21 protein-coding genes are annotated in these 25745 nt (G+C 62.2%); 15 read left to right on the top strand and 6 right to left on the bottom strand.

What is annotated here, in order from left to right:
* Positions 1 to 255 precede the first annotated feature (255 nt).
* From B5F28_RS03165 to B5F28_RS03145, 5 genes are all read left to right on the top strand, one after another.
* Positions 256 to 1866, top strand: a complete 1611-nt coding sequence (locus B5F28_RS03165; RefSeq protein WP_158097501.1) for an ATP-binding protein — start codon at positions 256 to 258, stop codon at positions 1864 to 1866.
* Positions 1854 to 2540, top strand: coding sequence for a response regulator (locus B5F28_RS03160; RefSeq protein ID WP_087293294.1), 687 nt, complete (start codon positions 1854 to 1856; stop codon positions 2538 to 2540). Before B5F28_RS03165 ends, B5F28_RS03160 begins: the two co-directional genes overlap by 13 nt.
* A gap of 173 nt (positions 2541 to 2713) precedes the next feature.
* Positions 2714 to 4603, top strand: a complete 1890-nt coding sequence (locus B5F28_RS03155) for a flavocytochrome c (RefSeq protein ID WP_087293345.1) — start codon at positions 2714 to 2716, stop codon at positions 4601 to 4603.
* Positions 4604 to 4717: 114 nt separating this feature from the next.
* Positions 4718 to 6193 carry an aldehyde dehydrogenase family protein gene (locus B5F28_RS03150; protein ID WP_343212732.1) on the top strand — a complete coding sequence of 492 codons (1476 nt, stop codon included), beginning with the start codon at positions 4718 to 4720 and terminating at the stop codon, positions 6191 to 6193.
* Positions 6190 to 8199 (top strand): FUSC family protein, encoded by a 2010-nt coding sequence (locus B5F28_RS03145; RefSeq protein WP_087293290.1) that lies wholly within the window; start codon positions 6190 to 6192, stop codon positions 8197 to 8199. The genes B5F28_RS03150 and B5F28_RS03145 overlap by 4 nt, the downstream gene beginning before the upstream one ends.
* Positions 8200 to 8262: 63 nt before the next feature.
* Here the strand turns inward: B5F28_RS03145 and B5F28_RS03140 are convergent, their stop codons facing one another.
* Entirely contained in the window at positions 8263 to 8640 is a 378-nt protein-coding gene (locus B5F28_RS03140; protein WP_087293289.1) for an HsmA family protein, read from the bottom strand.
* A 288-nt stretch (positions 8641 to 8928) separates the two neighbouring features.
* On the opposite strand from B5F28_RS03140, the gene B5F28_RS03135 reads away from it, so the two are divergent.
* The 3 genes from B5F28_RS03135 to metA are packed head-to-tail and all read left to right on the top strand — an operon-like array spanning position 8929 to position 12882.
* Complete coding sequence (locus B5F28_RS03135; protein ID WP_087293287.1) at positions 8929 to 10209, top strand: O-acetylhomoserine aminocarboxypropyltransferase/cysteine synthase family protein; 1281 nt, start codon at positions 8929 to 8931, stop codon at positions 10207 to 10209.
* Between the two features lies 1 nt (position 10210).
* Positions 10211 to 11959: a hypothetical protein gene (locus B5F28_RS03130; RefSeq protein ID WP_143424675.1), complete on the top strand. Its 1749-nt coding sequence runs from the start codon at positions 10211 to 10213 to the stop codon at positions 11957 to 11959.
* A complete protein-coding gene (gene metA / locus B5F28_RS03125; RefSeq protein WP_087293283.1) occupies positions 11950 to 12882 on the top strand; it encodes a homoserine O-acetyltransferase MetA in 933 nt (310 codons plus the stop codon). Before B5F28_RS03130 ends, metA begins: the two co-directional genes overlap by 10 nt.
* Positions 12883 to 12971: 89 nt before the next feature.
* On the opposite strand, the gene B5F28_RS03120 is transcribed toward metA, so the two are convergent.
* Positions 12972 to 14138, bottom strand: a complete 1167-nt coding sequence (locus B5F28_RS03120; RefSeq protein WP_143424674.1) for an FKBP-type peptidyl-prolyl cis-trans isomerase — start codon at positions 14136 to 14138, stop codon at positions 12972 to 12974.
* A gap of 704 nt (positions 14139 to 14842) precedes the next feature.
* Here B5F28_RS03120 and B5F28_RS03115 point away from each other — a divergent pair.
* From B5F28_RS03115 to B5F28_RS03105, 3 genes are all read left to right on the top strand, one after another.
* Positions 14843 to 15871 carry an ABC transporter substrate-binding protein gene (locus B5F28_RS03115; RefSeq protein WP_087293279.1) on the top strand — a complete coding sequence of 343 codons (1029 nt, stop codon included), beginning with the start codon at positions 14843 to 14845 and terminating at the stop codon, positions 15869 to 15871.
* Between the two features lie 70 nt (positions 15872 to 15941).
* Positions 15942 to 16847 (top strand): ABC transporter permease, encoded by a 906-nt coding sequence (locus B5F28_RS03110; protein ID WP_087293276.1) that lies wholly within the window; start codon positions 15942 to 15944, stop codon positions 16845 to 16847.
* A gap of 1 nt (position 16848) precedes the next feature.
* Positions 16849 to 17652 (top strand): ABC transporter ATP-binding protein, encoded by an 804-nt coding sequence (locus B5F28_RS03105; protein WP_087293274.1) that lies wholly within the window; start codon positions 16849 to 16851, stop codon positions 17650 to 17652.
* Positions 17653 to 17697: 45 nt separating this feature from the next.
* On the opposite strand, the gene B5F28_RS03100 is transcribed toward B5F28_RS03105, so the two are convergent.
* From B5F28_RS03100 to aroF, 4 genes are all read right to left on the bottom strand, one after another.
* Positions 17698 to 18849, bottom strand: coding sequence for an FAD:protein FMN transferase (locus B5F28_RS03100; protein ID WP_247643388.1), 1152 nt, complete (start codon positions 18847 to 18849; stop codon positions 17698 to 17700).
* Between the two features lie 143 nt (positions 18850 to 18992).
* The gene (locus B5F28_RS03095; protein ID WP_087293271.1) at positions 18993 to 20087 is read right to left on the bottom strand and encodes a hypothetical protein; all 1095 of its coding nucleotides are present in this window, start codon (positions 20085 to 20087) and stop codon (positions 18993 to 18995) included.
* 179 nt (positions 20088 to 20266) lie between these two features.
* A complete protein-coding gene (locus tag B5F28_RS03090) occupies positions 20267 to 20686 on the bottom strand; it encodes a DUF3783 domain-containing protein (protein WP_087293268.1) in 420 nt (139 codons plus the stop codon).
* Between the two features lie 74 nt (positions 20687 to 20760).
* Positions 20761 to 21774, bottom strand: coding sequence for a 3-deoxy-7-phosphoheptulonate synthase (aroF, locus tag B5F28_RS03085; RefSeq protein ID WP_087293265.1), 1014 nt, complete (start codon positions 21772 to 21774; stop codon positions 20761 to 20763).
* 401 nt (positions 21775 to 22175) lie between these two features.
* On the opposite strand from aroF, the gene ybaK reads away from it, so the two are divergent.
* The 4 genes from ybaK (at position 22176) to purF (ending at position 25741) form a co-directional block, all read left to right on the top strand.
* Positions 22176 to 22661 carry a Cys-tRNA(Pro) deacylase gene (gene ybaK, locus B5F28_RS03080; protein WP_087293263.1) on the top strand — a complete coding sequence of 162 codons (486 nt, stop codon included), beginning with the start codon at positions 22176 to 22178 and terminating at the stop codon, positions 22659 to 22661.
* A 345-nt stretch (positions 22662 to 23006) separates the two neighbouring features.
* Positions 23007 to 23510, top strand: a complete 504-nt coding sequence (gene purE / locus B5F28_RS03075) for a 5-(carboxyamino)imidazole ribonucleotide mutase (protein WP_087293260.1) — start codon at positions 23007 to 23009, stop codon at positions 23508 to 23510.
* Positions 23511 to 23575: 65 nt separating this feature from the next.
* The gene (gene purC, locus B5F28_RS03070; RefSeq protein ID WP_087180958.1) at positions 23576 to 24283 is read left to right on the top strand and encodes a phosphoribosylaminoimidazolesuccinocarboxamide synthase; all 708 of its coding nucleotides are present in this window, start codon (positions 23576 to 23578) and stop codon (positions 24281 to 24283) included.
* Positions 24284 to 24301: 18 nt separating this feature from the next.
* Positions 24302 to 25741 (top strand): amidophosphoribosyltransferase, encoded by a 1440-nt coding sequence (gene purF / locus B5F28_RS03065; protein WP_087293258.1) that lies wholly within the window; start codon positions 24302 to 24304, stop codon positions 25739 to 25741.
* Positions 25742 to 25745 lie beyond the last annotated feature (4 nt).

Raw genomic sequence — 25745 nt, 5'->3', positions numbered from 1 at the left:
CTCCTTTTTCAAAGCGACGCGGGGCCGCCGATCAACTCTGTTCTGATTTTAGCACAGCAGGCGTTATTTCACAAGAGAAATAACGATGAAAAGAAGGACTTCTGTACTGGCCAAAAAAGCAACCGTTGTCCGCCTGCCGGGGAGGAGGCTGCTGGGAACAGACCGGCCAACGCTCTCGTGGACAGGAGCCGACCGGTGTGCTATCATGTCTGTGCCGGGGCCGCTGTGCCCGCAGGGCGGAAAGGAGCGAGGACGTTGAAACAACGGACCATTGAGCGGCAGCTGTACTCCACGCTGATCGGCGGCATCGCCATCATGCTGCTGATCTCGATCAGCATCACCCTGTATTACAGCATCTACCGCCAGAAGCGCCATGTGGACCGTACCATTGCCGAAACGGCAGCCATTGTGGCCCACATGCCCCAGGTGCTGCAGACGCTGCAGGGCCAGGGCGACCCCGAAGAGCTGAAGGAATATCTGAACCAGGTGCTGGCGTTGTCCTCCGTCGAGATCATTACCGTATGCGATGCCGCCGGGGTGCGGCTGTATCATCCCAATGAGGCGCTGATCGGCAAACGCTTTGTGGGCGGCGACGAACAGCCCGCCCTGGAGGGAGCCGACCCGTATATCACCACCGGCCGGGGCACGCTGGGGGAGCAGCGGCGGGCCTTCTGCCCGGTGCGGGATGATTCCGGCCGGGTGGCAGGGTTTGTGATGGCATCCATGCTGATTCGAAGCATGGTGTATACCCGGGGGCAGATCCTGGCGATTTATCTGGTATTTGCGCTGCTGCTGGCGCTCATCGCGCTGGTGGTGGTGCGCCAGATGATGCGGCGGCTGCGCCGGACCCTGATGGGGCACGGCCCCGAGGAATTCGCCGCCATGTATCTGCAGCAGAGCGGAGTTCTTGATGCACTGGACGAGGGCGTGTTTGCCATTGACCGCCAGAGCCGGGTGATTCTGATGAATTCGTCCGCCCGGCGCATGCTGGATATCCCGCCCGGGCAGGCGGTGGAGGGGACCCTTATCACGGAGCTGTTCCCGGAGACTCGACTGCCTCAGGTGATGGAGAGCGGCAGAGCACAGAACAACGTGATCATGGACCTGCGGGGCAGGCGGATCATCACCAGCCGCATCCCATTGTGCAAGGACGGAGTCTGCGATGGGGCGGTGAGCGTGTTCCGAGACAAGACCGAGGTGACCCGATTGGCCGAAGAGCTCACCGGCACCCGCTTTCTGGTGGATACGCTGCGGGCCTACAACCATGAATTCAACAACAAGCTCCATGTGATTCTGGGCTACATCCAGATGGGCCGCCTGACGGAAGCGGTGGAGTTCATCACCCGCAGCACCCTTCTGCCCGCCAGTGCACTGGCAGCGGTGTCCGAGCGGATCGCGGTGCCCCATCTGGCGGCGCTGATTCTGGGCAAGATGATCCGGGCCAAGGAAAAGGGCATTCTGCTCACCCTCAAGCCGGACAGCCGCTGCATGGCGGACGATCTGATCATTCCCCCGGAGGACTGCGAGACCATAGTGGGCAATCTTCTGGAAAATGCCATCGAGGAGCTGGATCGCCGGGATCATCCGGTGAAGGAGATCAGTCTGGGCGTTTACTGCAGCGGGCAGGGCCTGCTGATCCAGTGCGAGGATACGGGAGGCGGTATCCCGCCGCAGGTGCTGGAGCGCATCTTTGAGCAGGGCGTGTCCACCAAGGGCGAAAACCGGGGCACCGGCCTTTCGCTGGTGCACAGCATCGTGGAGGCCTGGGGCGGGCAGATCCAGGTGGACACCGAGCCGGACGAGGGAACGGGGATTACCGTGAGCATCGCCACACAAGCAAGGGAGGCATCGTCATGTATCGAGTGATCATTGTAGAGGACGACCCCATGGTGCGGGCCATCAATCAGCAGTATGTACAGGCACAGGGGGAGTTTTCCGTGGAGGAGACCTTCCACAACGGCGAGGCCGCGCTGGCCTGGCTGCAGGAAAACCCGGCGGATCTGGTGATCCTGGATTATTATATGCCGGTGATGGACGGGCTGGAGTTTTTGAAAAAGCTGGCGGAGGTAACGCCCCGGCCGGGGGTGATCGTGGTCAGTGCCGCCAACGAGGGCGGTACCGTGCGCCGCATGCTGGAGCTGGGTGTGACGGACTATCTGGTCAAGCCCTTTGAATACGAGCGGTTCGAGCAGGCGCTGGTCCGTTTCTGCAGCCAGCGGCGGCAGCTGGACCGGATGAGCGAGCAGGACGGGCTGCACCAGCAGCAGATCGATCGGCTGCTGGCACAGCCTCCGGCCGAGGAGCCCGCGCTGAAGAAGGGACTGCAGAAACGCACGCTGGACAAGATCCGCGAATATATGCGCTCCCAGGCGGGCAAAGCCCACACCAGCGAGGAGATCTCCGAGGCGGTGGGCCTGTCCCGGGTGACGGTGGGCCGCTATGTGAACCATCTGGTGGAGACCGGCGTGCTGCACAGCACCGTGGATTATCAGACCGGCGGCCGCCCCTCCATGCTGTACCAATACATCCCGGCGGAATAGCCGCCGGGCAGAGGCGGGAAGCGACAGGATGCCGCCGGATTCGTTTGTTAAAAAACTTTCAAAAGGGTTTGATTAGCTTCAAAACCTTTTGCGCCAGAGAGGCTTACGGTACACTGGTTATGTGAAAATCCGCCTTTGCGGCGGAAAAACAGCGAAAAAGAGGAGAAATGACCATGAAGAAACGGATCATTGCCTTGCTGGCAGCATGCAGCCTGGTACTGAGCCTGGCCGGCTGCGGCCAGACGGGCGCAAGCAGCAGCGCGGGTGTAAGCGGCAGCTTCACCGGCACCGCAAAGGGTATGGGCGGCGATGTGACCGTCACCCTGACCCTGGAGAACAGCGTGATCACCGGCTGCGAGGCCGAGGGCAAGGACGAGACCCCTGGCATCGGCGACAAGGCCATCGAGCAGGTGACCGCCGACATCGTGAAGAACAACAGCGTGGAAGTGGACGCCATGGCCGGCGCCACCATCACCTCCGACGCGGTGAAGGCTGCCGCGGCCGCCGCTCTGGCCGCCGCCGGTCTGGATGCCGCGGATTACGCGGGCGGCGCGGGCAGCGCTGAGCCTGCGGGCGACACCGCCTACGATGCCGATGTGGTGGTCGTGGGCGCGGGCGGCGCGGGTATGACCGCTGCCATCACCGCCGCCGATGCAGGCAAAAAGGTCATCGTGCTGGAGAGCCAGGCCCTGGTGGGCGGCAACTCGGTACGCGCCACCGGCGGCCTGAATGCTGCCGAGACCGAAGCGCAGCAGAAGAACACCTTCGAGGAGGCTGCCGGCGTGGAGAAGACGCTGGAAGCAGCCAAGGCCTATGCCGACAACGAGACCATCACCCAGCTGGCTGCCCAGGTACAGAAGCAGTGGGATGCCTATCAGGCCGCGCCGGAAGGCTACTTTGATTCCGTGGAGCTGATGGAGCTGGACACCATGATCGGCGGCAAGGGCATCAACGATCCCGCGCTGGTGGCTACCCTGTGCGAGGGCAGCGCCCCCGCCATTGACTGGCTGGCCGGCATCGGCATCGAGATGCCCAGCGTTTCCAGCTTTGGCGGCGCTTCCGTTAAGCGCATCCATCGCCCGCTGGACGCCGAGGGCAAGGTGGTTTCCGTGGGCAGCTACATGATCCCCAAGCTGGAGGAGAACATGACCAGCCGGGGCGTTCAGCTGCTGACCCAGACCACCGCCAATGCGCTGCTGACCGATGAGTCCGGCGCAGTGACCGGCGTGGAGGCCACCGACAAGAACGGCAATACCGTAACCGTGAATGCCAAGGCTGTGGTGCTGGCCACCGGCGGCTTTGGCGCCAACCTGGAAATGGTGGAGCAGTATGCTCCCCAGCTGAAGGGCTTCATGACCACCAACGCCCCCGGCATCCTGGGCCAGGGCATCGAGATGGCAGTGGCTGCAGGCGCCGCCACAGTTGATATGGACCAGATCCAGATCCATCCCACCGTTCAGGCGGATACCGCCGCTCTGATCACGGAAGGCCTGCGCGGCGACGGCGCCATTCTGGTGAACGCCGAGGGCAAGCGCTTCGTGGATGAAGTGGGTACCCGTGACGTGGTTTCCGCCGCTGAGATCGCTCAGACCGGCAGCTACAGCTGGCTGGTGGTGGACCAGAAGATGGCCGATGCCTCCAGCGTAATTCAGGGTTATATTTCCAAGGGCTACACCGTGACCGGCAACACCGCTGAGGAGCTGGCCGCGGCTGCGGGCATGGACGAGGCTGCCTTTGCCACCACTCTGGAAACCTGGAACGGCTATGTGAAGGCCGGTTCCGATCCCGAGTTCGGCCGCACCAGCTTTGCTGAACCGCTGGACACCGCCCCCTACTATGCCATCAAGGTCACCGCCGGTGTGCATCACACCATGGGTGGCCTGGTCATCGACACCAGCGCTGCGGTGCTGAACGAGAACGGCGAGGCCATTCCCGGCCTGTATGCCGCGGGTGAGGTGACCGGTGGCGTGCATGGCGCCAACCGTCTGGGCGGCAACGCGGTGAGCGACTTCACTGTGTTTGGCCGCATTGCGGGCGAGTCCGCCGCTGCCTTTGTGGGCTGATCCGCACCAATTACATAAAGAGCACTTCAGGGCGCGCACCGGTTTTCGGTGCGCGCCCTGTTTTGGCTGGCAGGTGAAAGGTCGACTGCTTTGTCTTGACCGGGGGTTTATGATATAGTAATAGTTACGAGGAAATACTCGCAGAAGAGACTTATACAACGGCCCGTCCCAGGGTACGATCAGGAGAATCCCATGAAAAGTGAACGATTAAACGAGAAGGCTGCCCGCACGCTGCTGGCAGCGCAGAAACAATACTTTGCCACCGGGGCCACCCGGCCGCTGGCCTTCCGGCTGGGGCAGCTGGAAGCCCTGTACAAGGCGCTGGAGCGGCATACCCCGGCGCTGGAGGAAGCCCTCGCACAGGATCTGGGCAAGAGCCAGTTTGAAAGCTACGCCAGCGAGATCGGCATGGTGCTGGCGGGAATTTCCCACATCCGCCGCCACCTAGCCCGCTGGATGAAGCCCCGCACCAAGCTTTCGCCCATGCAGCTGTTCCCCGGCCGCGGCCGGGTGGAGCCGGTGCCCTACGGCTGTGTGTACATTCTGGGGCCCTACAACTACCCGGTGCAGCTGCTGCTGGAGCCGCTGGCCGAGGCGCTGGCCGCGGGCAACTGCGCGGTGGTCAGCCCCTCCGAGCTCACCCCCCATGTGGCCGAGGCGGTCGGTACCATGCTGGCCGAGGTCTTCCCGCCGGAGTACGTGTGCTGCGTGCCCGCGGGCATCGAGAACAATACCCTGATGCTGCACAGCCGGTTTGATTACATCTTCTTCACCGGCAGCCCCCGGGTGGGCCGCATCGTGATGCAGGCCGCAGCGGAAAATCTGGTGCCGGTGACGCTGGAGCTGGGCGGCAAAAGCCCGGTGATCGTGGCAAAGGACGCCCATCTCGCCACCGCCTGCGAGCGCATTGCCTGGGGCAAGCTGATGAATGCGGGCCAGACCTGCGTGGCCCCGGATTATGTGCTGGTGGACCGGAGCATCCAAGAGGAATTTCTGCAGGGGCTGGAAGAGGCCATCCGGCGCTTTTACGGCGAGGATGCCCAAAAGAGCCCGGACTACGGCCGCATTGTGAACGAGGGCCACATCCGCCGGCTTTCCCGCATTCTGGAGGAGGACCGGGCGTTTGTCCGGAGCGGTGGCCGGGTGGACGCAGAGGATCGGTACATCGAGCCCACCATCCTCTGCCCGGAGAATATGGACGCAGCCTGTATGCAGGAGGAGCTGTTCGGCCCGCTGCTGCCGGTGTTTGCCTACGATGAGCTGAACGAGGCGCTGGAGATCATCAACAGAGGCGAGAAGCCGCTGGCGTTGTATGTGTTCAGCCGGAACAAGGACCTGGTGCGCCGGGTGCTGGATTCCACCGCCAGCGGCGGCGTGAGCGTGAACGACACCATCGGTCATATTCTGGACCCGGACCTGCCCTTCGGTGGGGTGGGCCAGTCCGGTATGGGGGCCTACCACGGCCATGAGGGCTTCCTCACCTTCTCCCATCAGCGCAGTGTGCTGCAGCGGGGACTGTTCCCCATGCGCACCGCCTTCCCGCCCTTCAGCGAGGCCAGCGAGCGCATGGTGCGCCGCCTGATGCGATGAGCGGGGGAAAATGGACGGCGGCCTGGGCCGAGTTCACCCAGAAAAAGCTGCCTGCCATTCGCACCAGGTGGGCGGCGGCGCTGCCCACCATTCTGGTATCGCTCACCCTGCTGTTCAGCATCTGGGGCATCTTCGGGGTGCGGTATGTGGTGATGACCTCCTTTTTGACCCTGGTATTCCGAACCCGTCACCGGCAGGACTTCCGCCCCCGGGAGCTGGCCCGCACGGCGGTGATGATGGTGGCGGTGTGCCTGGCGGCCTTCGCGGCCGGGCGGGGTCTCTGGTGGGCGCTGGCACTGAATCTGGTGGTGCCCTTTGTGCTGGTCTATCTGCTCAGCTCCAAATTCAGCCCCAAGGCCTATTTCGTTTATGGCATGGAGTTTGTCTTTTTGCAGCTGATGCCCATCACGCCCGCCCAGCTGCCGATGCAGCTGGCGGTGCTGGCCTATGGTCTGGTGGTGGTCACGGCGGCGCTGTGGATTCACGCAAAGATCATTCACCGGCGCAGGCATTTCGGCACCGTGCGCAAGGGCATGGACAACCTGTGCACCCAGCTGGAAAAGCTGGCCCGGGGCGAGAGCGTGAGCGCCGAGCATGCCGCGCTGCCGTCCATGATGATCCACATGACCCAGGTCATCTACGGCAGCCGGGGATATACCTACCTGGCCAACGGCTACGGCAAGGTGAACTATCTGTTCATGCTGCTGTTCCAGCGGTTTTACTATTTCACCGATCACTTTGTGCCCTCGGGCTGGCAGCCCGGTGAAGCGGATGCTGCCTGGCTGCTGGAGCTGGCGGAGCTGTTCCGCCGGGCCGAGCGGGAGCTGAACGGGCCGGAGCACCCGGAACTGCGCCGCCGTCTGGATCAGCTGCGGGCCGGTCCGGGCTTAAGTGACGGGCAGCAGAACGAGGCCATGGGCGAGATTCTGCGGGTGTTCGGCGTGGCGCTGGAGGCGCTGGAGCAGGTGCATCCGGCCCGCCCCCTGAAGGACTGGAAGCTGCCCGGCGACCAGAACAAGGTGAAGGGGGTGCGGTACGCCTTCGGGCTGGACCAGTTCACCACCCGGTTTGCGGTGCGGCTTTCGGCGGTGCTCTGCCTGGGCTTCGGCTTTGTCTGGCTCACCGGGCTGGAGCACGCCTACTGGTACCCCATGACCGCCTTTCTGATGCTGATGCCCTACGCGGAGGAGAGCCGGATGAAGATCGGCAACCGCATTCTGGGCACGCTGGGCGGGGCGGTGGTATCCATTCTGCTGATGTCGCTGTTCCACACCATGCCCCAGTACATCGCCATCATGGCGGTGATGACCTGCTTTATGTACTATGTGCCGGTCACCTCCTGGACCATGACGGTTTACTCCACCTGCTACGGCATGACTCTGGCCCAGCTGCGGCTGGGGCTGATGGAATCGGTGGAGCTGCGGCTGGCCTATGTGGCGCTGGCGGCGCTGACCGCCGCGCTGGCCAACCGTTTTTTGCTGCCCAACACCGCCGGACGGGAATTCCGCAAAAGCGTGGAGGAGCTGTTCGAGCTGGATCTGAGCCTGCTGGGCCAGGTGCGGGAATACTGCCGTACCGGTAGTCAGGATCTGAACCGGATGCGGGACCGGCTGGTGCGCTCGCATCTTGTGGAAAACGAGATCAAGAGCAGCCTGAAGGGGATGAGCCAGGCCGAGCAGGAGTTCTACAGCCAGATGCTGCCCATGAACCGGCGGCTGGTCAGTGAACTGGAGCAGATCAACGCCTATCTGCGCAGCCGTCCCCAGCTGCTGGGCACCGGCCACAGCCGGATGGCCGCCGAGGTGCTGGACAACCTGGAGGACGCGATCCTGCGCATCAAGCTGAGCTACACCAGAAATGAGCTGGTGCCCTTCTTCGACACCGGCCGCAGCCCCCAGGCCTTCGGCCGTCTGGAGGAGAGCCTTTACTTCAACACCCTGGCGGTGAACTGTTTGCAGACGCTGCGCCAGATGAACGAATTGCTGGAGAGCAAGGCAAACGGATAAAACAAAAGCAGCCGTGCGGAAAATCCGCACGGCTGCTTTCTGTTTGTCTGGAGGGATTCGATATCAGCCCTGCATGCCCAGGAACATGCCCAGCACGTAGGGGATCAGCCAGATCAGCCACACAAGGATGCTGAACCGGTGGAAGCTCTGCTGCTTTTCCGCGTTGCCCCGGGTGTAGACCAGGGTGGCCCACACCGCGTGGAACAGCATGAGCACGATGGCCAGCGCGCCGGTGATGCCGTGGGGGCTCAGCAGTCCGGAGCCGTGGGCCATGGTGGACATGATGGTGGTGCCGATGGTGTCGAACACCAGGCCGCACCAGAACAGGATCACGTGGCGCTTCTGCAGGGTGTGGGCCCGGCGCTCGGAAAACACGCCCACGGTGTAAAAGCACAGCGCCAGGGTAATGGTGATGATGGCAGCGATCAGCTGAGTGGTCATAAGAATTGCTCTTTCGGGATTGCACAGGCCCAAAGGCGGGCCGGATTTGTTTCTGAACGATGTTCATTATAGCCGGGCAGCAGGGTGATGTCAAGACGAAGAAGGGAAAAAGACACAAGGAATGCACGATTGTGAACATTGTTCAGAATGTGTATGCCTACACGTTAAAAGGTTTTTTGCCCGGCAGGGGATGAGGCTCTTGCAAGATGTGCTTTAATCCAGTAAAATACTGAATATACGGTCTGTTTTTCGGCGCCGCAATTCCAAGAAAAAGAGAGGAAAACGATCATGGATCTTCGTTTCAATACCAAATGCGTCCAGGGCGGCTACACCCCCGGCAACGGCGAACCCCGCCAGATCCCCATCATCCAGAGCACGACCTTTAAATACGACACCAGCGAGGATATGGGCAAGCTGTTTGACCTGGAGGCATCCGGCTATTTCTACAGCCGCCTGCAGAACCCCACCTGCGACCATGTGGCGGCCAAGATCTGCGAGCTGGAGGGCGGCACCGCCGCCATGCTCACCGGCAGCGGCCAGGCAGCCAACTTCTATGCGGTGTTCAACATCGCCAGCTGCGGCGATCATGTGGTGAGCAGTGCCAGCATCTACGGCGGCAGCTACAACCTGTTTGCGGTGACCATGAAGCGGATGGGCGTGGAGTTCACCTTCGTGGACCCGGACTGCACCGAGGAGGAGCTGAACGCTGCCTTCCGGCCCAACACCAAGGCCGTGTTCGGCGAGACCATCGCCAACCCTGCCCTCACCGTGCTGGACATTGAGAAGTTCGCCAAGGCGGCGCACGCCCATGGCGTGCCCCTGATCGTGGACAACACCTTCGCCACTCCGGTGAACTGCCGTCCCTTCGAGTGGGGCGCGGACATCGTGACCCATTCCACCACCAAGTACATGGATGGTCATGGCGCTGCCGTGGGCGGCTGCATCGTGGACAGCGGCAAGTTCGACTGGACCGCCTATCCCGAGAAGTTTGCCTGCCTGTGTACCTCGGACGAGAGCTACCATGGTGTGACCTACACCGAGCGCTTCGGTCTGGCCGGCGCCTACATCACCAAGGCCACCGCGCAGCTGATGCGCGATCTGGGCAGCGTGCAGAGCCCCCAGAGCGCCTTCATTCTGAACCTGGGTCTGGAGAGCCTGCATGTGCGCATGAAGCGCCACTGCGAGAACGCGCTGGCCGTGGCTTCCTACCTGGAGAAGCACCCCAAGATCAGCTGGGTGAACTACTGCAGCTTGCCCGGCAACAAGTATTACGATCTGGCTCAGAAGTACCTGCCGAATGGCAGCTGCGGCGTGGTGAGCTTTGGCATCAAGGGCGGCCGCGCTGCTGCTGAGACGTTCATGAAGCACCTGAAGGTGGGCGCCATCGAGACCCATGTGGCCGATGCCCGCACCTGCATCCTGCATCCCGCCAGCAGCACTCATCGTCAGATGAACGACGCCGAGCTGGCCGCCGCCGGCGTGGGTGCCGATCTGGTGCGCATGTCCTGCGGTCTGGAGGATGCCCAGGACCTGATCGACGACATCGCCCAGGCTCTGGAACAGGTATAAGATGAAACGAATGCTGCAAACAATGGCAGCGCACTGCGCCCCGCCGTCGCCCGGAACCCTCCGGGCGATGGTGCCGGGCGTTTTGTGCGGTTGGGGCTGCGCCGGTCTGCTGGCGCTGGGCCATCCCTGGCTGGCCGGGGCGCTGGCTCTGGCGGCAGCCGTGGTGGCCGGAGGCTGGTGGCAACCCGCCTTCTGGAAGGAAAGCTGGCGGGGCCGGGGCTGGGTGCTGCCCTCTCTGGTGCTGGGGGTGATTCTGGCGGCGGTGATGCTGCTGGAGCCGGTGGCGGACGCTTACTATGCCGCCTGGTACTGGCCGGTGTACAAGGGCCTTGCCTTCGGTTTTGTGCTGGGGGCGCTGGCCGGCCCGCCGCTGCTCTGCACGCTGCGCCGGATGGCAAAAAAGGCCAGAGCCGCCCGCAGTGAGGAGCGTCCGCCCTTCCCGGGGCTGTGGTTCTTTCTGGCGGTTTTGCTGCCGCTGGCGGTGTATTGGGCACGGGTGTTCCCCTACGAGAGCAGCTTTGATCTGGAATACCAGCTGGAGATGCTGCGGGGCCAGATCCCGCTGAACGATGTGCACACCCTGGCCCACACCCTTTTGCTGGGCGTGCTGGGCCAGCAGCCCGGGCTGCTGGTGGCGGTGCAGCTGCTGGCGCTGGCCGGGCTGCTCACCGCCTTTGCCGCCTGGTTTTACCGGCGGGGTATGGGGCTGTTTGCCCTGTGCGCCTGTCTGTGCGGCGGCTGCCTTGGCCCGGTGGTGGGTCAGGCGGCGGCAAGCCCCATCAAGGATATGCCCGCCGCCCTCTGCACCGGTGTGGTGCTCTACTACATGATGCGGCTGCTGGCAGAAGACCTGCGCTTTACCTGGCCTCATCGAATCGCCCTCGGCGCGGCGCTGGCCTTCACCGGTCTGTTCCGCCACAACGGCTTTGTGCTGGTGCTGGCGGCGGGGCTGTGGCTGCTGGTCCGGGGCATCTGCCGCCGACAGAAGTGCCTGTTGGCCGCGGTGGCGGTGTGCGCCGCCTGCATTGTTCTGGTGGACGGCGTGGCCGCGCCGATTTTAAACGTGCAGCACCCGGCCAACGGCTTTGCGGTGCAGGTGTACGCCACCGGCATCGTGGCGGTGGACCAGCGGGGCGGCGAGATGACCGAGGAGCAGCGCCGCCGCATGGAAGAGCTGCTGCCCATGGACTATGTGGCTCAGTGCCTGGAAAACCCGGACACCGCCCACTTCACCCGCGCCCAGCGCCTGTGCTGGACCCGGGATTTGGGCAGCTATACCCCCAGCGAGCGGGAGCAGCAGTTTGTGCCCCTGCTGGAGGACAGCGCGGGTGTGAACGACGTGTTCAACAATCTGTTCATTCTGGCCGCGGGGCAGAACAAGGCGGAGCTTCTGCGGCTGTATCTGGAGCTGTTTTTGCAGAATCCCTGGCTGTGCACCACCGAGATTCTGCGCAACAACACCAATGTGTGGCGGCTGGACCGGGGCCTCGGTCCCTTCAGCCATGTATTTTATCTGGCGGCGGTGGCTCTGGCCTTTTTCTGCGGCAGCGGACGGGATCTGCTGCGCCGCTGGCCCGCACTGCTGCCGCTGGCGTGCAACATTGCCTCGGTGATCGTTGCTGCCTCCACCAATGAGATCCGCTATCTGCTGCCCACCTTTTTGCTGGCCGTGCCCTGCGCGCTGTTCTTCGCGCTGGAGGCCGGCGGGGCAGACCATCAAACCAAAGGAGTGAGCGAGCCATGCCGCTGATCATCCCGCAGAACCTGCCCGCCTATACGGCGCTGGGGAAGGAAAACGTATTTGTGATGCACTGCCAGCGGGCCGAGAGCCAGCAGATCCGCCCGCTGCGGATTCTGGCGCTGAACCTGATGCCCACTAAAATCGCCACCGAGACCCAGCTGGCCCGACTGCTGGCCAACAGCCCCGTTCAGGTGGAGCTGACGCTGCTGCACACCGCCAGCCATGCTGCCACCCATGTGGCGGGCGAGCATCTTTCCGCCTTTTACAAGACCTTCGACGAGGTGAAGGACCAGCGCTTCGACGGTATGATTATCACCGGCGCGCCGGTGGAGAAGCTGCCCTTTGAAGAGGTGGACTACTGGCCCGAGCTGTGCCGCATCATGGAATTTTCCAAAACCAATGTGTACTCCACCCTGCATGTGTGCTGGGGTGCGCAGGCGGCGCTGTATTATCACTTCGGCATCCAGAAGGAGCTTTTGCCCCAAAAGATGTTCGGTATCTTCCCCCATCGGGTGATGCGGCCCTCCAACCCGCTGGTGCGGGGCTTTGATGAGGTGTTCTTTGCCCCCCACTCCCGGCACACCGGGGTGCGGCGGGACCAGATCGAGGCCTGCGGCGCGCTGCGCATTCTGGCGGAAAGCGACGAGGCGGGCGTGTATCTGATGAGCACCGAGTCCGGCCGTCAGATCTTCGTGACCGGACATCCGGAATACGAGAAATACACCCTGGACGCGGAATACCGCCGGGATGTGGACAAGGGCCTGCCCATCCAGCCGCCCAAAAACTACTACCCGGACGACGACCCCACAAAGGAGCCGGTTTACCGCTGGCGTGCCCACGCCTTTCTGCTCTACACCAACTGGCTGAACTACTATGTGTATCAGGATACTCCCTACGACCTGACCCAGCTGGCCCGGGTGGAGGAGAACTGAGCCCTTGCCGCCGAAAAACAACAAAAAACCGCCCGCCGGAACGCTTCCGGCGGGCGGTTTTGTTGTTGCATGGAACGATCAGGCGGCGATCAGGCCACGGTGGCGTTCTCCATTACGAAGTTGTAGCCGTTGTCAATGCGCAGCTTATGCAGGGGATAGGCGGTGCCGCCGTAGGTCTCCAGGGCGGTGTCGTAGTTGTCGCCGAACACATCCTTCAGGTCCTGATCGGTGGGCTGCAGACCCTCGGCATCCGCAATGGCCTCGAAGATCATCTGCAGCTTGATCTGGTCGGTGTACTGGGTCTTGAAGGCCTCGCGGAAGGCGTCCAGATCCTCGTAGCCGTACATCATCAGCAGGTATTCCACGGGCAGGCCGTTGGCGGCAGCGGTGTTGTTCAGGTTGGCCTCCTCCTGCTCCAGCAGGGTGTTGGTGATCACCTCGGGAACCTCCTTCACCTCGGCGTTCTCCAGCAGGTAGTTCTGCAGGTACTGGGACTTGTTGTACTCGGTCAGGGTCTTGGTAATCTCTTCGTTGGCCTGAGCAGCGGTGGTCCAGCCGTACTGGCTCTGCAGGTTCTCAGCCACGAAGGCGTCGTTGAACTCGGGGTAGATGGGGTCGCCCTCGATGTAGTTGATGGTGGTCTTGAACACGGCTTCCTTGCCGGCCAGCACCATGGTGTTGCCGTCGGCGTCGGTGGAGTCGTTGTAATCCTCAGGGAAGGTGACCACCACGTCGAAGGTCTCGCCGGGCTTGTGACCGATGATCTGGGTCAGGAAATCATCCACATAAGCGGTGGAACCGGCGGTTACGGTGGTGCCGGCGCCATTGGTGTTGCCGCCGGTGAACTCCACGCCGTCCACGCTGCCCACGTAGTCGATGTTCACCTGATCGCCGTCCTCAACGGCACGGTCGGTGATCTCGGTGGGGGTGGCGTACTGCTCCACGAAGGTCTGACGCTGGCTCTCCAGGTCCTCCTCGGTGGGGTTGACCTCATCGGCGGGGATGGAGATGTTCTTGTAGTCGGGCAGGGAAACGTAATCGGTCAGATTTACGTCGGCCCACTTGCCGTCCTCGGTCAGGTTCTTGGAGAAGTCGATCTCCACCTGGGAAGCGGCGCTGACGGAAGAAGAGTCGGACGCAGCGGAAGTGCTGGTGCTGGTGCTGCCGGAAGAAGCGGTGCCGCCGCAGGCGACAAGACCGGCGGCCATGGAAACAGCCAGGGCCAGCGCGGCCAAACGGATCATTGCATGTTTCAAAGGGATTTCCTCCTAATTCCAGGGGGGAGAAAAGACCTCCCCCTTGATAATGTTTTTTTGTCACAGAATAGTTCTATTATACACCAACCAAGGGCGAAGGACCAGTGGTTGAAGCAAAATTTACACATCTGTATTATTATACCGTTTGTAATATCTGCAAGAGAAAAAACGAAAAACGCTTTTTTATGATAAATTAGTAAAATGTGCTTGACAAACCGGCGGGCCTGTGGTTTAATGAGCCTAAACCGATGAAGCGGAGATAAAACTGCACAGCGCACTTCCAGAGAGTCCGGGTTGCTGGGAACCGGGCAGAGAGCGGGGCAGGGGGCCGAAGGGCCTGAAATGGACCGCCGAGGGCAGGGCGAACAGAGCGCGAGTGCTTTCAGTAGTCTGGGCCGGGTACCTCCCGTTACAGAGGCAGGGCGTGTTGGCGCCCGGTGAGGTGGCTTCCGTTTTTGGGGAAGCAAGCAAGGTGGCACCGCAAGTTTTGAAGAAATTCAGGACCTGTCCTTGCTCATGGCATCGCCATGGGCAAAGGCAGGTCCTTTTGTTTTGCCCGGCGAGTACACCGAACGATGCACCAAAGGAGGGCACACGCATGAAACGCTATGCCGAAGACAACCGGTTTTCCACACGATGGCGGGCAGGATGTTGAAAAGAGTACGCGCATCCACCTGTGACCAGAAAGAAAGGAACAACCGACCATGAAAAAGATGAAATGTAAACTGACCGCCCTGTTTGCCGCCGCTGCCATGGCCCTGAGCCTTGCGGGCTGCGGCTCCGCCGCCTCTTCCACTGCTTCTGCCGCCTCCGGCAGCGGCCAGAGTGCGGACTACACCGTGGGCATTCTGCAGTACACCAGCCATTCCAGCCTGGACGAGATCGCCGCGGCCATCCAATCCGAGCTGGAGCAGCAGGCGCAGGCCGCCGGCGTGACCATTAACGTGGAGCTGAAGAACGGCCAGGGCGACGCGGCCACCATCAAGGATATCTGCACAATGTTCGTGTCGGATAAGGTTGACCTGATCATCCCCATCGCCACCCCGGCCGCAACCGTTGCCGCCGCGGCGGTGCAGGGCACCGACATCCCGCTGGTGTACAGCGCGGTCACCGATCCGGTGACGGCCCAGCTGGCCAAGAGCATGGAGGCCCCCGGTGAGAATATGACCGGCACCTCCGATTACATCGACACCGCCAAGATTCTGGATCTGGTGCTGGCCAACAACCCGGACACCAAGACCATCGGCCTTGTCTATAACCTGGGCGAGAGCAACAGCGCCGCCACCATCGAGGCCCTGCGCCCGGTGCTGGAGGAGAAGGGCATTCAAGCGGTGGAGAGCACCGTTACCACCCCCGGCGAGGTGCAGATGGCCGCTCAGAACCTGGTGAGCAAGGGCGTGGACGCCATCTTCGTGCCCATCGACAACACGGTGGCCAGCGCCATGAGCGTGCTGGCGGATGAGGCCATCAAGGGCGGTGTGCCGGTTTACACCGCAGCGGACAGTCTGGTGCGGGACGGCGGTCTGGCCACCACCGGCGTCAACTACACCAAGCTGGGCGAGCTGACCGCCCAGATGGCCGTGCAGGTGCTGCAGGGTGAGGACCCGGCCACCATGCCGGTGCAGGTGCTGAACGATGGCATCGTGACCGTGAACACCACCACCGCCGCCGCCTTGGGCATCGACCCCAATGTGTTCGATCTGTCCGGCGAGGGCTACGTGAGCGTGGAATAAAACCGGAAGCATCAGCGCCCGCTGCAGCCTGCGGCGGGCCATCCGTGTGTTGAAAAGGAGAAGTGAGTTTATGAGCATCATGCTGCTGCAGGGAGCGGTGGAGCAGGGCTTCATCTACGCCCTGGTCGCTCTGGCGCTGTATCTGTCCTACCGGACGCTGGACATCGCCGACCTGACCACCGACGGTACCTTTGTGCTGGGCTGTGCGGTGAGCGCGTCGCTGGCCAGTCTGGGCCAGCCGGTGCTGGGTCTGGTGGGCGGCTTCGGCGCGGGCCTTCTGGCGGGCTTTGTCACCGCCTTTCTGCATACCCGGCTCAAGATCCAGGCGATTCTGGCGGGCATTATCACCATGACCGGCCTGTACACCGTGAACCTGTGGGCCATGGGCGGCCGGGCCGACCTGCCGCTTCTGAAGGTGGACACCATCTTCACCTACACCCAGAGCCTTCTGGGCGAAAGCTACGGCAAGCTGATCACCGTGGCCCTCATCACCTGTGTGGTGGGCGTGCTGCTGGCGCTCTTTTTAAAGACCCAGCTGGGCCTTTCCATCCGGGCCACCGGCGACAACCGGGATATGGTCTCCGCCTCCTCCATTGATCCCTCCTTCACCATCACCGTGGGCCTGTGCCTGGCCAACGGCCTCACCGCTCTGGCGGGCGGCGTGCTGGCCCAGTACCAGATGTCCAGCAACCTGAGCCTGGGCACCGGCGTGGTGGTCATCGGTCTGGCCAGCCTCATCATCGGTGAGGTGGTGGTGCGCCGGGGCGGCGTGGGCCGCTGCATCGTCGGAGCCATCGTGGGCTCGGTGATCTACCGGGTGCTGATGGTGTTCGCGCTGCGGGCCAGCGCCAACCCCGCCAACCTGAAGCTGATCAGCGCGGTGATCGTGGCGGTGGCCATCGGCTGGCCCGCGCTGGCGGACCGGCTGCGGCTGGAAAAGCGCAAAGCTGCCGCAAAACAGAAAGGGGGCCGTTGAGATGCTGTATCTGGAAAATCTGAGCAAGACCTTCGCGCCCGGTACCGTGAACGAAAAACACGCGTTGAACGGGCTGAGCCTGCATCTGGAGCCGGGGGACTTCGCTGCCATTGTGGGGTCCAACGGCGCGGGCAAGAGCACCCTGTTCAGCGCCATCGCGGGCAGCTTCTTCACCGACAGCGGCCGCATTGTGCTGGACGGCAGGGACATCACCTTTGAAAAGGAGCACCGGCGCAGCCGCCAGATCGGCCGCCTGTTTCAGGACCCGCTGCGGGGCACCGCACCCCGCATGACCATTGAGGAGAACCTGGCACTGGCCTATCTGCGGGCCAGCGGCAAGGGGGCCAGCTTCGGCCGCATCGGCAAGGCCGAGCGGGCTCTGTTCCGGGAAAAGCTGGCCGGTCTGGGCCTGGGTCTGGAGGACCGGCTGAGTCAGCCGGTGGGCCTGCTCAGCGGCGGCCAGCGCCAGGCGCTGACCCTGCTCATGGCCACGCTGGTCACCCCCAAGCTTTTGCTGCTGGATGAGCACACCGCCGCGCTGGACCCGGCCACCGCCGACAAGGTGCTGGAGCTGACCCGGCGCATCGTGGCGGAAAACAGGATCACCTGCCTGATGATCACCCACAACATGCAAAGCGCTCTGGAGCTGGGCAACCGCACCCTGATGATGGACTCCGGCCGCATCGTGCTGGATCTGAGGGGGGAGCAGCGGGCCGGCCTTTCGGTGGAGGATCTGCTGCGCCTGTTCCGGGAAAACGCGGGCAAGCAGCTGGACGACGACCGCATCCTGCTTTCCGGCGAATAAACAAAACAGAAAATCCCCCTGGAGGGGGATTTTTGTTGGAAACGATCAGGGCTCGTAGCCCTCCAGCGTGGCCTTGACGGAATCGCCGAAGCCGGAGGAGTAGACCACCGAGCCGTCCTTCAGCATCCACATGGCCTCCACACCCTCCAGGCTTTCCACCAGCGCCTGCCCATCCTCCAGCGACAGGCAGAACAGGCCGGTGGACAAACAGTCGCCCAGGCCGGAATCCGGCACCAGCACCGCCACGGCGGAGAAGTGGTCCGCAGGCATCAGAGTGTCCGGGTCGATGATGTGGTTGTAGCGCTTGCCGTCCACCTCATAGAAGCGCTGGTAGTCGCCGCTGGTCACCAGCGCCATGTCCTCCATGTAAACGGACACCAGATAGGGCGCATCGTTCACCACCTGACCGGCCAGCTCTGCCGAGGCCCAGGGATCCTGAATGCCGGCGGTCCAGCGGGAGCCGTCCGGCTTGTGGCCGATGGTGCGCACGTTGCCGCCCACGCTCAGAATGGCGCTGGAAAGGCCGCGCTCCTCGGCGGCCCGGGCTACCATCTCCACCGCGTAGCCCTTGCCCACGCTGCCCACATCCAGCTGCAGCTGGTCGTCGGCAAAGTAGACGGTGCCGGCCTCTTCATCCAGCACCAGATCGTCGATGCTGCAATGCTCGCTGGCAGCGGTCAGCTCCTCCGTGGGGGGCAGCTGGGCGCTGTCCGGGTCGTTGAGGCCTGCTTCCCGGTAGTCGTGCCAGATGCTCAGCACCGCGCCGAAGGCAACGTTCATTTTGCCGCTGGTGGTTTCGTACATCTCTTTGGATTCCACCAGCAGGTCCATGATGCGGTCATCCACCGCCACCGGGCCCTGGGCCGCGCTGTGGTTCAGGTCATACAGGTTGGTCACGCCCTCGTAGTGGTTGTAGATATCGTACAGCTGGTGGTATTCGGCCAGATCCTGATGCAAAGCGTCCATCTGCCGGTCCCATTCCTCCTCGCTGGGGGCGTAGCCGATCACGGTGGTCACGGTGTCAAACACATCATACCAGCTGGCGGTGTATTTCTCCCAGCCGGCCATGGCCGGGTCGGCGCTGGTCGAGGCAGTCTGAGAGACGGAAACAGACGAGGAAGCGGGGCTGCCGCAGCCGGCCAGCGAAGCGGCCAGCAGCACGGCGGCACAGCCCGCGCAGAGAAGGCGTTTTACCATAAGCAACAAAGATCCTCCGTGTGAAGATTCGGGCTGTTCGCCGAAGGGCGTGCCCGGATAGAAAAAACAGAAAACGGCCAGACCGCCGGGGCCTGGCCGTTTTTTCATTTTAACAGGTCACGCCGTGATGCGCAAGCTGCTGATCAGGCCAGAGCCTTGGCAACAGCGTTGTTGAACTCGCGAACGTCCATGGTGCAGGAAGCAGCGATGTCGGCGTCGGTGGGACCATTGTGGCCCTCAGCGTTGGTCTCAACAGCAGCCACGTCGGCAGCGGTCTTGCCAACCAGCCAAGCAGCGTAGGCGTTGGCCTGCTCGTACCACTCCTTCTTGATCTCAGAAGCGATGGTCATGCCGTAGTCTTCCTTCTGGGTCTGCTTGGGAACGATGGTCTCGTCCTTAGCGGTCACAACACCCTCTTCGGTGGTGTTGAACTTGGCCTGGGTGCAATCCCAGATGCTGCTGGTGATCTTGCCGTCAGCGTCGGTGGTCACAGCGGCGTAGGTGGTATCGGTCTGAACCAGGCCCTCGCCCTCGTTGTCAGCGGGCTGAACAGCGGAAGAGCTAAACTCGGTGGACAGACCCAGAGACAGGGTGTCCTCAGCGGAAGCGCCCAGAACCTGAGCGTTCTCGGTAGCCTGAGCAATGGCCTCGATGAAATCGGTTACGCTCATGGTGCAGGAAGCAGCGATGTCGGCGTCCACGGGGCCGTTGTGAGCATCGGGATTGGTCTCGATGGCGCGAACTTCCTCAGCGGTCATGCCAACCACGTACTCAGCGAAGGCGTTGGCCTGCTCGTACCACTCTTTGCCGATGGGGGAAGCACCCTTCATGTTGTAGTCTTCCTTCAGCTCCTGCTTGGACTTGAAGGTAGCGGAGGTGTCGAAGGAGCCGTCATTCTTAACAGCAACCTTGTTCTGGGCAACATCCAGCTTGCAGCTGATGATCTTGCCGTCCTCGCCAACCAGAACGGCGGCGGCGGTGCTGTCAACCTGAGCCTTGCCGTCAGCGTCGGCGTCAGCGTCGGAAACGCTGGTGCTGGAAACGATGGCCATACCGGTCTTCACGCCAGCCTCGGTAGCAGCAGCCTCAGAGGAAGCAGCCTCGGAGGAAGCGGCCTCAGAAGAAGCAGCAGTGGAAGAAGCGGTGGAAGTGGAAGTAGCGGTGCTGGAAGCGCCGCCGCAGGCTACCAGGCTGAAAGCCAGGCAGGCAGCCATGACCAAAGCAATAGCTTTTTTCATGATGTTGTTACTCCTCTCGATAATAAAATCGCACAAACATATCCCATCTGCACAAGGATGGGAAACAGCTTTATTATAGTTTCCTGATAGATGTTTGTCAATGTAAAAGGGCACTGTAAAAAATGACAGTTTGGTTGCAAAATGCATAAAACTATGCGCATTTTGCATAAAATATAAGATTATTGCTCTTTTTGTGCAGCTTTTGCGGCGGCACGGGCGGCAAAGGCCTCCCGCTCCTGCTCAAGCTCCGCCAGCAGAGCCGCCAGGGTCCAGCTCTGGTTGGTGGGGGTGACCATGGCCTTCAGAGGGATGGAAACGCCACCGGCCCGCAGCCGGTTCAAAAAGGAATCCAGCTGGGCACGGTCCAGCCCGTTCATGATGAGGGCGGCGGGGTAGTTTGCTTCAATGGCGGGGGCGCTGGCAGAACCGGGGCCGCCGCACAGGCTTGCAATGGTGCGGCCGGTATCGGCGGGGGTCACCGGGGTCAGGGCCAGGCCCTCGGCCCGGCAGGCATCGGCCAGAGCGGCAAAACCGGGTTCGGTGTCGGGGTAGTTCCATACCAGCGCACAGGGCGCCAGCGGACGGATGCGTACTTTCATGAAAGGCTCCTTTCGCCTCCGGGGAGGCTTCAACCATAGTTTGTGTGGGTTACGGGTCGTTTATGCCGGGCGGGTCAGTTCACTTCCTTGCCGAAGAAGACGGCTTCGCGGGTGATATCCTGCATCAGGGCGTCGAACTGGGGGCAGGTCAGGCTCTGGGCGCCGTCACACTTGGCGCGGGCCGGGTCGTTGTGTACCTCGATCATCAAACCGTCCGCACCGGCGGCCACCGCGGCCTTGGCCAGCGGCTCCACCATCCAGTTGATGCCCGCCGCATGGCTGGGGTCGATGACCACCGGCAGATGGCTCATGTGCTTGAGCATGGGCACAGCGGAGATGTCCAGGGTGTTGCGCATGCTGTTCTCGAAGGTGCGGATGCCCCGCTCGCACAGAATCACCTGCTCGCAGCCCTCGGCCATGATGTACTCGGCGCTCATCACGAACTCCTCCAGCGTGGCGGAAAGGCCCCGCTTGAGCAGCACCGGCTTGCCCATGCGGCCCACTGCTTTGAGCAGCTCGAAGTTCTGCATGTTCCGAGCGCCCACCTGAATCAGGTCCACGTCCTCGAACAGGGGGATGTGCTCGTTGTTCATGATCTCGGTCACGATGGGCATGCCGGTTTTGGCACGGGCGTGACGCAGCAGCTCCAGGCCCTCGGCCCGCATGCCCTGGAAGGAGTAGGGGGAGGTGCGGGGCTTGAAGGCACCGCCGCGCAACAGGCTCGCGCCGCTTTTCTGAACCTCACCGGCCACCAGGCAGATCTGCTCCTCGCTTTCCACGCTGCAGGGCCCGGCGATCACCGCGAAGTGTCCGCCGCCGATTTTTGTGTTGCCGATCTGGACAACGGTGTCCTGGGGGTGGAACTTGCGGTTGGCCTTTTTGTAGGGCTCCGAGATGCGGCGCACCTGGTCCACTGCCGGGTTGGCCAGCACCCAGCTCTCGGCCACGGCCTTGGTGTCGCCCACCAGGCCCAGAATGTGCTCCTGCTCACCCAGGCTTTCGTGGATGGAAAGGCCCATGGCCTCCAGCTCGGCGCGCAGCGCGCGCACCGCGGATTCGTTTGCGTCCTTTTTCAAAATGATGATCATGTCAAACACTCCTCTATGTAAGATGAAAGGGGCAGGCCCGCAAAGAAAAAAGCCGGGGGCCTGCTTGCTGCAAGCCCCCGGCTGGGTCGTACCGGCAAAACCGATGCGAGGCGCGTTATACCGCCCGGGAATGTTCACAGCAAACTAAGACCTTGCCATAAAAAGCAAAGCCATAATAATAGTTTGCGGTAAACAGTCGAGCCATAAAAAGTCCTCACAGGTCGATTAAGTTAGGCCTAGCATACCACCGGGAAAAGCGGTTGTCAAGAAAAATTTATCCGACTAAAGCGGCGCGGGGCGGTTGCGGGAAAAAAGCGAACGCATTATAATAGGTGAAAAACAAGGGCGACCCTGCATGATTTCAGTCGGTGTTGCCCAAGAGCCAAAAGGAGGCATGAGCCATGGCAGCCAAGCAGACCAAGACCAACGCCATGCGCAAGCTGGAAACCGAGAAGGTGGCCTACACCTTCCATGAATACGACCACGAGGACGGCGCCATCGACGGGGTGTCGGTGGCAGGCAAGCTGGGGCAGGACCCGGCCCGGGTGTTCAAAACGCTGGTTACCCAGGGGGCAAGCAAGAATTTTTATGTGTTTGTGATCCCGGTGGCCGCCGAGCTGGACCTGAAAAAGGCCGCGAAGGCGGTGGGGGAGAAGAGCGTGGCCATGCTGCACGTGGCGGACCTGCTCAAGACCACCGGTTACATCCGGGGCGGCTGCAGCCCGGTGGGCATGAAAAAGCAGTTCGTCACCGTGATCGACGCTTCCGCTCAGGACAAGCCCACCGTGATGGTGAGCGCCGGGCGTATCGGCGCGCAGGTGGAGCTGGCCCCTGCCGACCTGGCCCGGGTGACCAAAGCCCGCTTTGAAAGTATTACATTTGCGTGAAAATAATACAGCATAAGTAATACTACGACGGTTGACAATTGGTAAATACGCCAAAAAACAATGGGGAATATTCAACAACCCGGCGAAACTTCTGAAAATGGAATCACGGGGTGCAAAGCGGTTGCATTTTGTCGGCCGGGCCTGTTAAACTAGGATTGTAAAATTCTTGTTAGGGGGTGCACCCATGAAGCGCGGATTCATTGAGATGAAGGGTTACAAAGCCGGTTTTGCAGCGCTGTTTGGGGAGAAAAGCACCCATAACGCAATCCTTGCCGAATAAAGGGCCGTAGTGCATGCGCACTGCGGTCTTTTTCGTTGGCGTTTCATCTGGGAGGGTTTCAAAACATGGAACAGAAAAAAGTAGCGATCCTGATGGGCAGCGACAGCGACTGGCCGGTGGTCAAGGCCGCCGCAGCCGAGCTCAAGCGCCTGGGCATCCCCTGCGAGGCGCACATCCTCAGCGCCCACCGCACCCCGGCGGCTGCCGCTGAATTTGCCAAAAACGCCCGTGCCGCGGGCTTCGGCGCCATCATCTGCGCCGCGGGCATGGCCGCCCACCTGGCGGGCGCCATCGCCGCCAACACCACCCTGCCGGTGATCGGCATTCCCATGAAGGGCGGCGCGGTGGACGGTCTGGACGCGCTGCTGGCCACGGTACAGATGCCCAGCGGTATCCCGGTGGCCACCGTTGCCCTGAACGGCGCCAAGAACGCCGCCATCCTGGCCGCCCAGATGCTGGCCATCACCGACGAGGCTCTGGCCGCCAAACTGGACGCCGACCGGGCCGCCATGGCCGAGCAGATCGCCGCCAAGGAAGAGAAGCTGCAGGCCGAGCTGGCCGCGCTGTAAGGCGGAGCATTTTCAAAGGTTTTTATTAATTTTTAATTGATTGATATCAAAAGGAGCAGAGAACCATGAACAAGCTGGAGCAGTTGTACGAAGGTAAAGCCAAGAAAGTATTCGCCACCGAGGACCCCAACCTGGTCATCGTGGATTACAAGGACGACGCCACCGCAGGCGACGGCGCCAAGAAGGGCACCATCCGCGGCAAGGGCGTTGTGAACAACAAGCTCTCCAACAACCTGATGAAGATGCTGGCCGAGCAGGGCGTGCCCACCCACTTTGTGGAGGAGCTGAGCGACCGTGAGACCCTGGTGAAGAAGGTCTCCATCGTTCCTCTGGAGGTCATCGTGCGCAACGTGGCCGCCGGCAGCTTCTCCAAGCGCTACGGCGTGGAAGAGGGCACCATCTTCAAGGCTCCCACCCTGGAGTTCAGCTACAAGAACGACGATCTGCACGATCCCCTGATCAACCACTACCATGCTCTGGCTCTGGAGCTGGCCACCCAGGAGGAGATCGACACCATCTCCGCCTACGCCTTCAAGGTGAACGAGATCCTGAGCAAGTACCTGCTGCAGTTCAACATCCGCCTGATCGACTTCAAGCTGGAGTTCGGCCGTCTGGCCGACGGCACTATCGTGCTGGCCGACGAGATCAGCCCCGACACCTGCCGTTTCTGGGACGCCACCACCGGCGCTCACCTGGACAAGGACCTGTTCCGCCGCGATCTGGGCGGTGAGGAAGAGGCTTACCAGGAAGTAATGAAGCGCCTGCTGGGCTAATAGAAAGGAATGTGGCCGATGTTCGATTACCTGGAAAGCAAGATCCACGATGAATGCGGCGTGTTCGCCGTTTACAGCCGCGACGAGGACATGGACGTGGTGGCCGATACCTACTACGGCCTGTACGCGCTGCAGCACCGCGGTCAGGAGAGCTGCGGTATCGCCGTGAATGAGGACGGCGTGATCCGCAGCCATAAGGACCTGGGGCTGGTGAACGAGGTGTTCACCCCAGAGGTGATCCGCCGTCTGGGCAAGGGCCAGATGGCTCTGGGCCACTGCCGCTACGCCCCCTACAAGGACCGCACCCGGTCCAGCAGCCAGCCCATGCTGGTGCGCCACGTGAAGGGCACCATGGCCCTGGCCTTCAACGGCCAGCTCACCAATGCGGTGGAGCTGCGGGAGGAGCTGGAGCTGAAGGGCGGCATCTTCCACACCACCAGCGACATTGAGGTCATCGCCTACGCCATCACCCGGGCCCGGCTGAACGCCGGCAGCATTCAGGAGGCGGTGGAGAAGGCGGTGGACCGGCTCACCGGCGCTTACTCCCTGGTGGTCATGAGCCCCCGCAAGATCGTGGCGGCCCGTGACCCGCAGGGCATCCGCCCCCTGTGCCTGGGCAAGATCGGCAACAGCGATGTGATCGCCAGCGAGAGCTGCGCCATCCACGCCGCGGGCGGCGAATTTGTGCGGGACATCGCCCCCGGCGAGATCGTGGTCATCAACGAGGAGGGGGTGCACAGCATCGCCCACGCCTGCGGCCAGAAGACCGGCCTGTGTGTGTTCGAGTATGTGTACTTCGCCCGGCCCGACTCCGTGATCGACGGCGCTTCCGTCCACCGTGCCCGCCGCCGTGCGGGCGCCTTCCTGGCACTGGAGCATCCGGTGCAGGCGGACGTGGTCATCGGCGCGCCGGACTCCGGCCTGGACGCTGCCCTGGGCTACGCCCAGCAGAGCGGTATCCCCTACGGCATCGGCTTTTTGAAGAACAAATACATCGGGCGCACCTTCATCCAGCCCAGCCAGAAGCTGCGGGAGAACACCGTGCGCATCAAGCTGAACCCCATCGCGGACACCGTGGCGGGCAAGCGTGTGGTGCTGGTGGACGACTCCATCGTGCGCGGCACCACCTCCAAGCAGATCGTACAGCTGCTGCGTGAGGCGGGCGCCACCGAGGTTCACTTCCGGGCCTCCAGCCCCAAGTTCCTCTACCCCTGCTACTTCGGCACCGATGTGGACAGCCAGAAGAATCTGATCGCTGCCAACTACACCACCGAACAGATCGCTGAGCAGATCGGGGTGGACAGCCTGGGCTTCTTGAGCATCGAGAGCGTGAAGAAGATCGCCGAGGGCTGCAAGCTGGACTTCTGCGTGGGCTGCTTTACCGGCGAATACCCGGTGGAGCCCCCCAAGCGGGAATTTGAGGACAAATACTCCCAGAAGCTGAACAGCAACGACTAAAGAA

The sequence above is a fragment of the Gemmiger sp. An194 genome, from assembly GCF_002160145.1.
Classification (GTDB): Bacteria; Bacillota; Clostridia; order Oscillospirales; family Ruminococcaceae; genus Allofournierella.
Note: the sequence above shows the minus strand (reverse complement) of the source record. Positions and strands in the feature narration are given on the sequence as shown.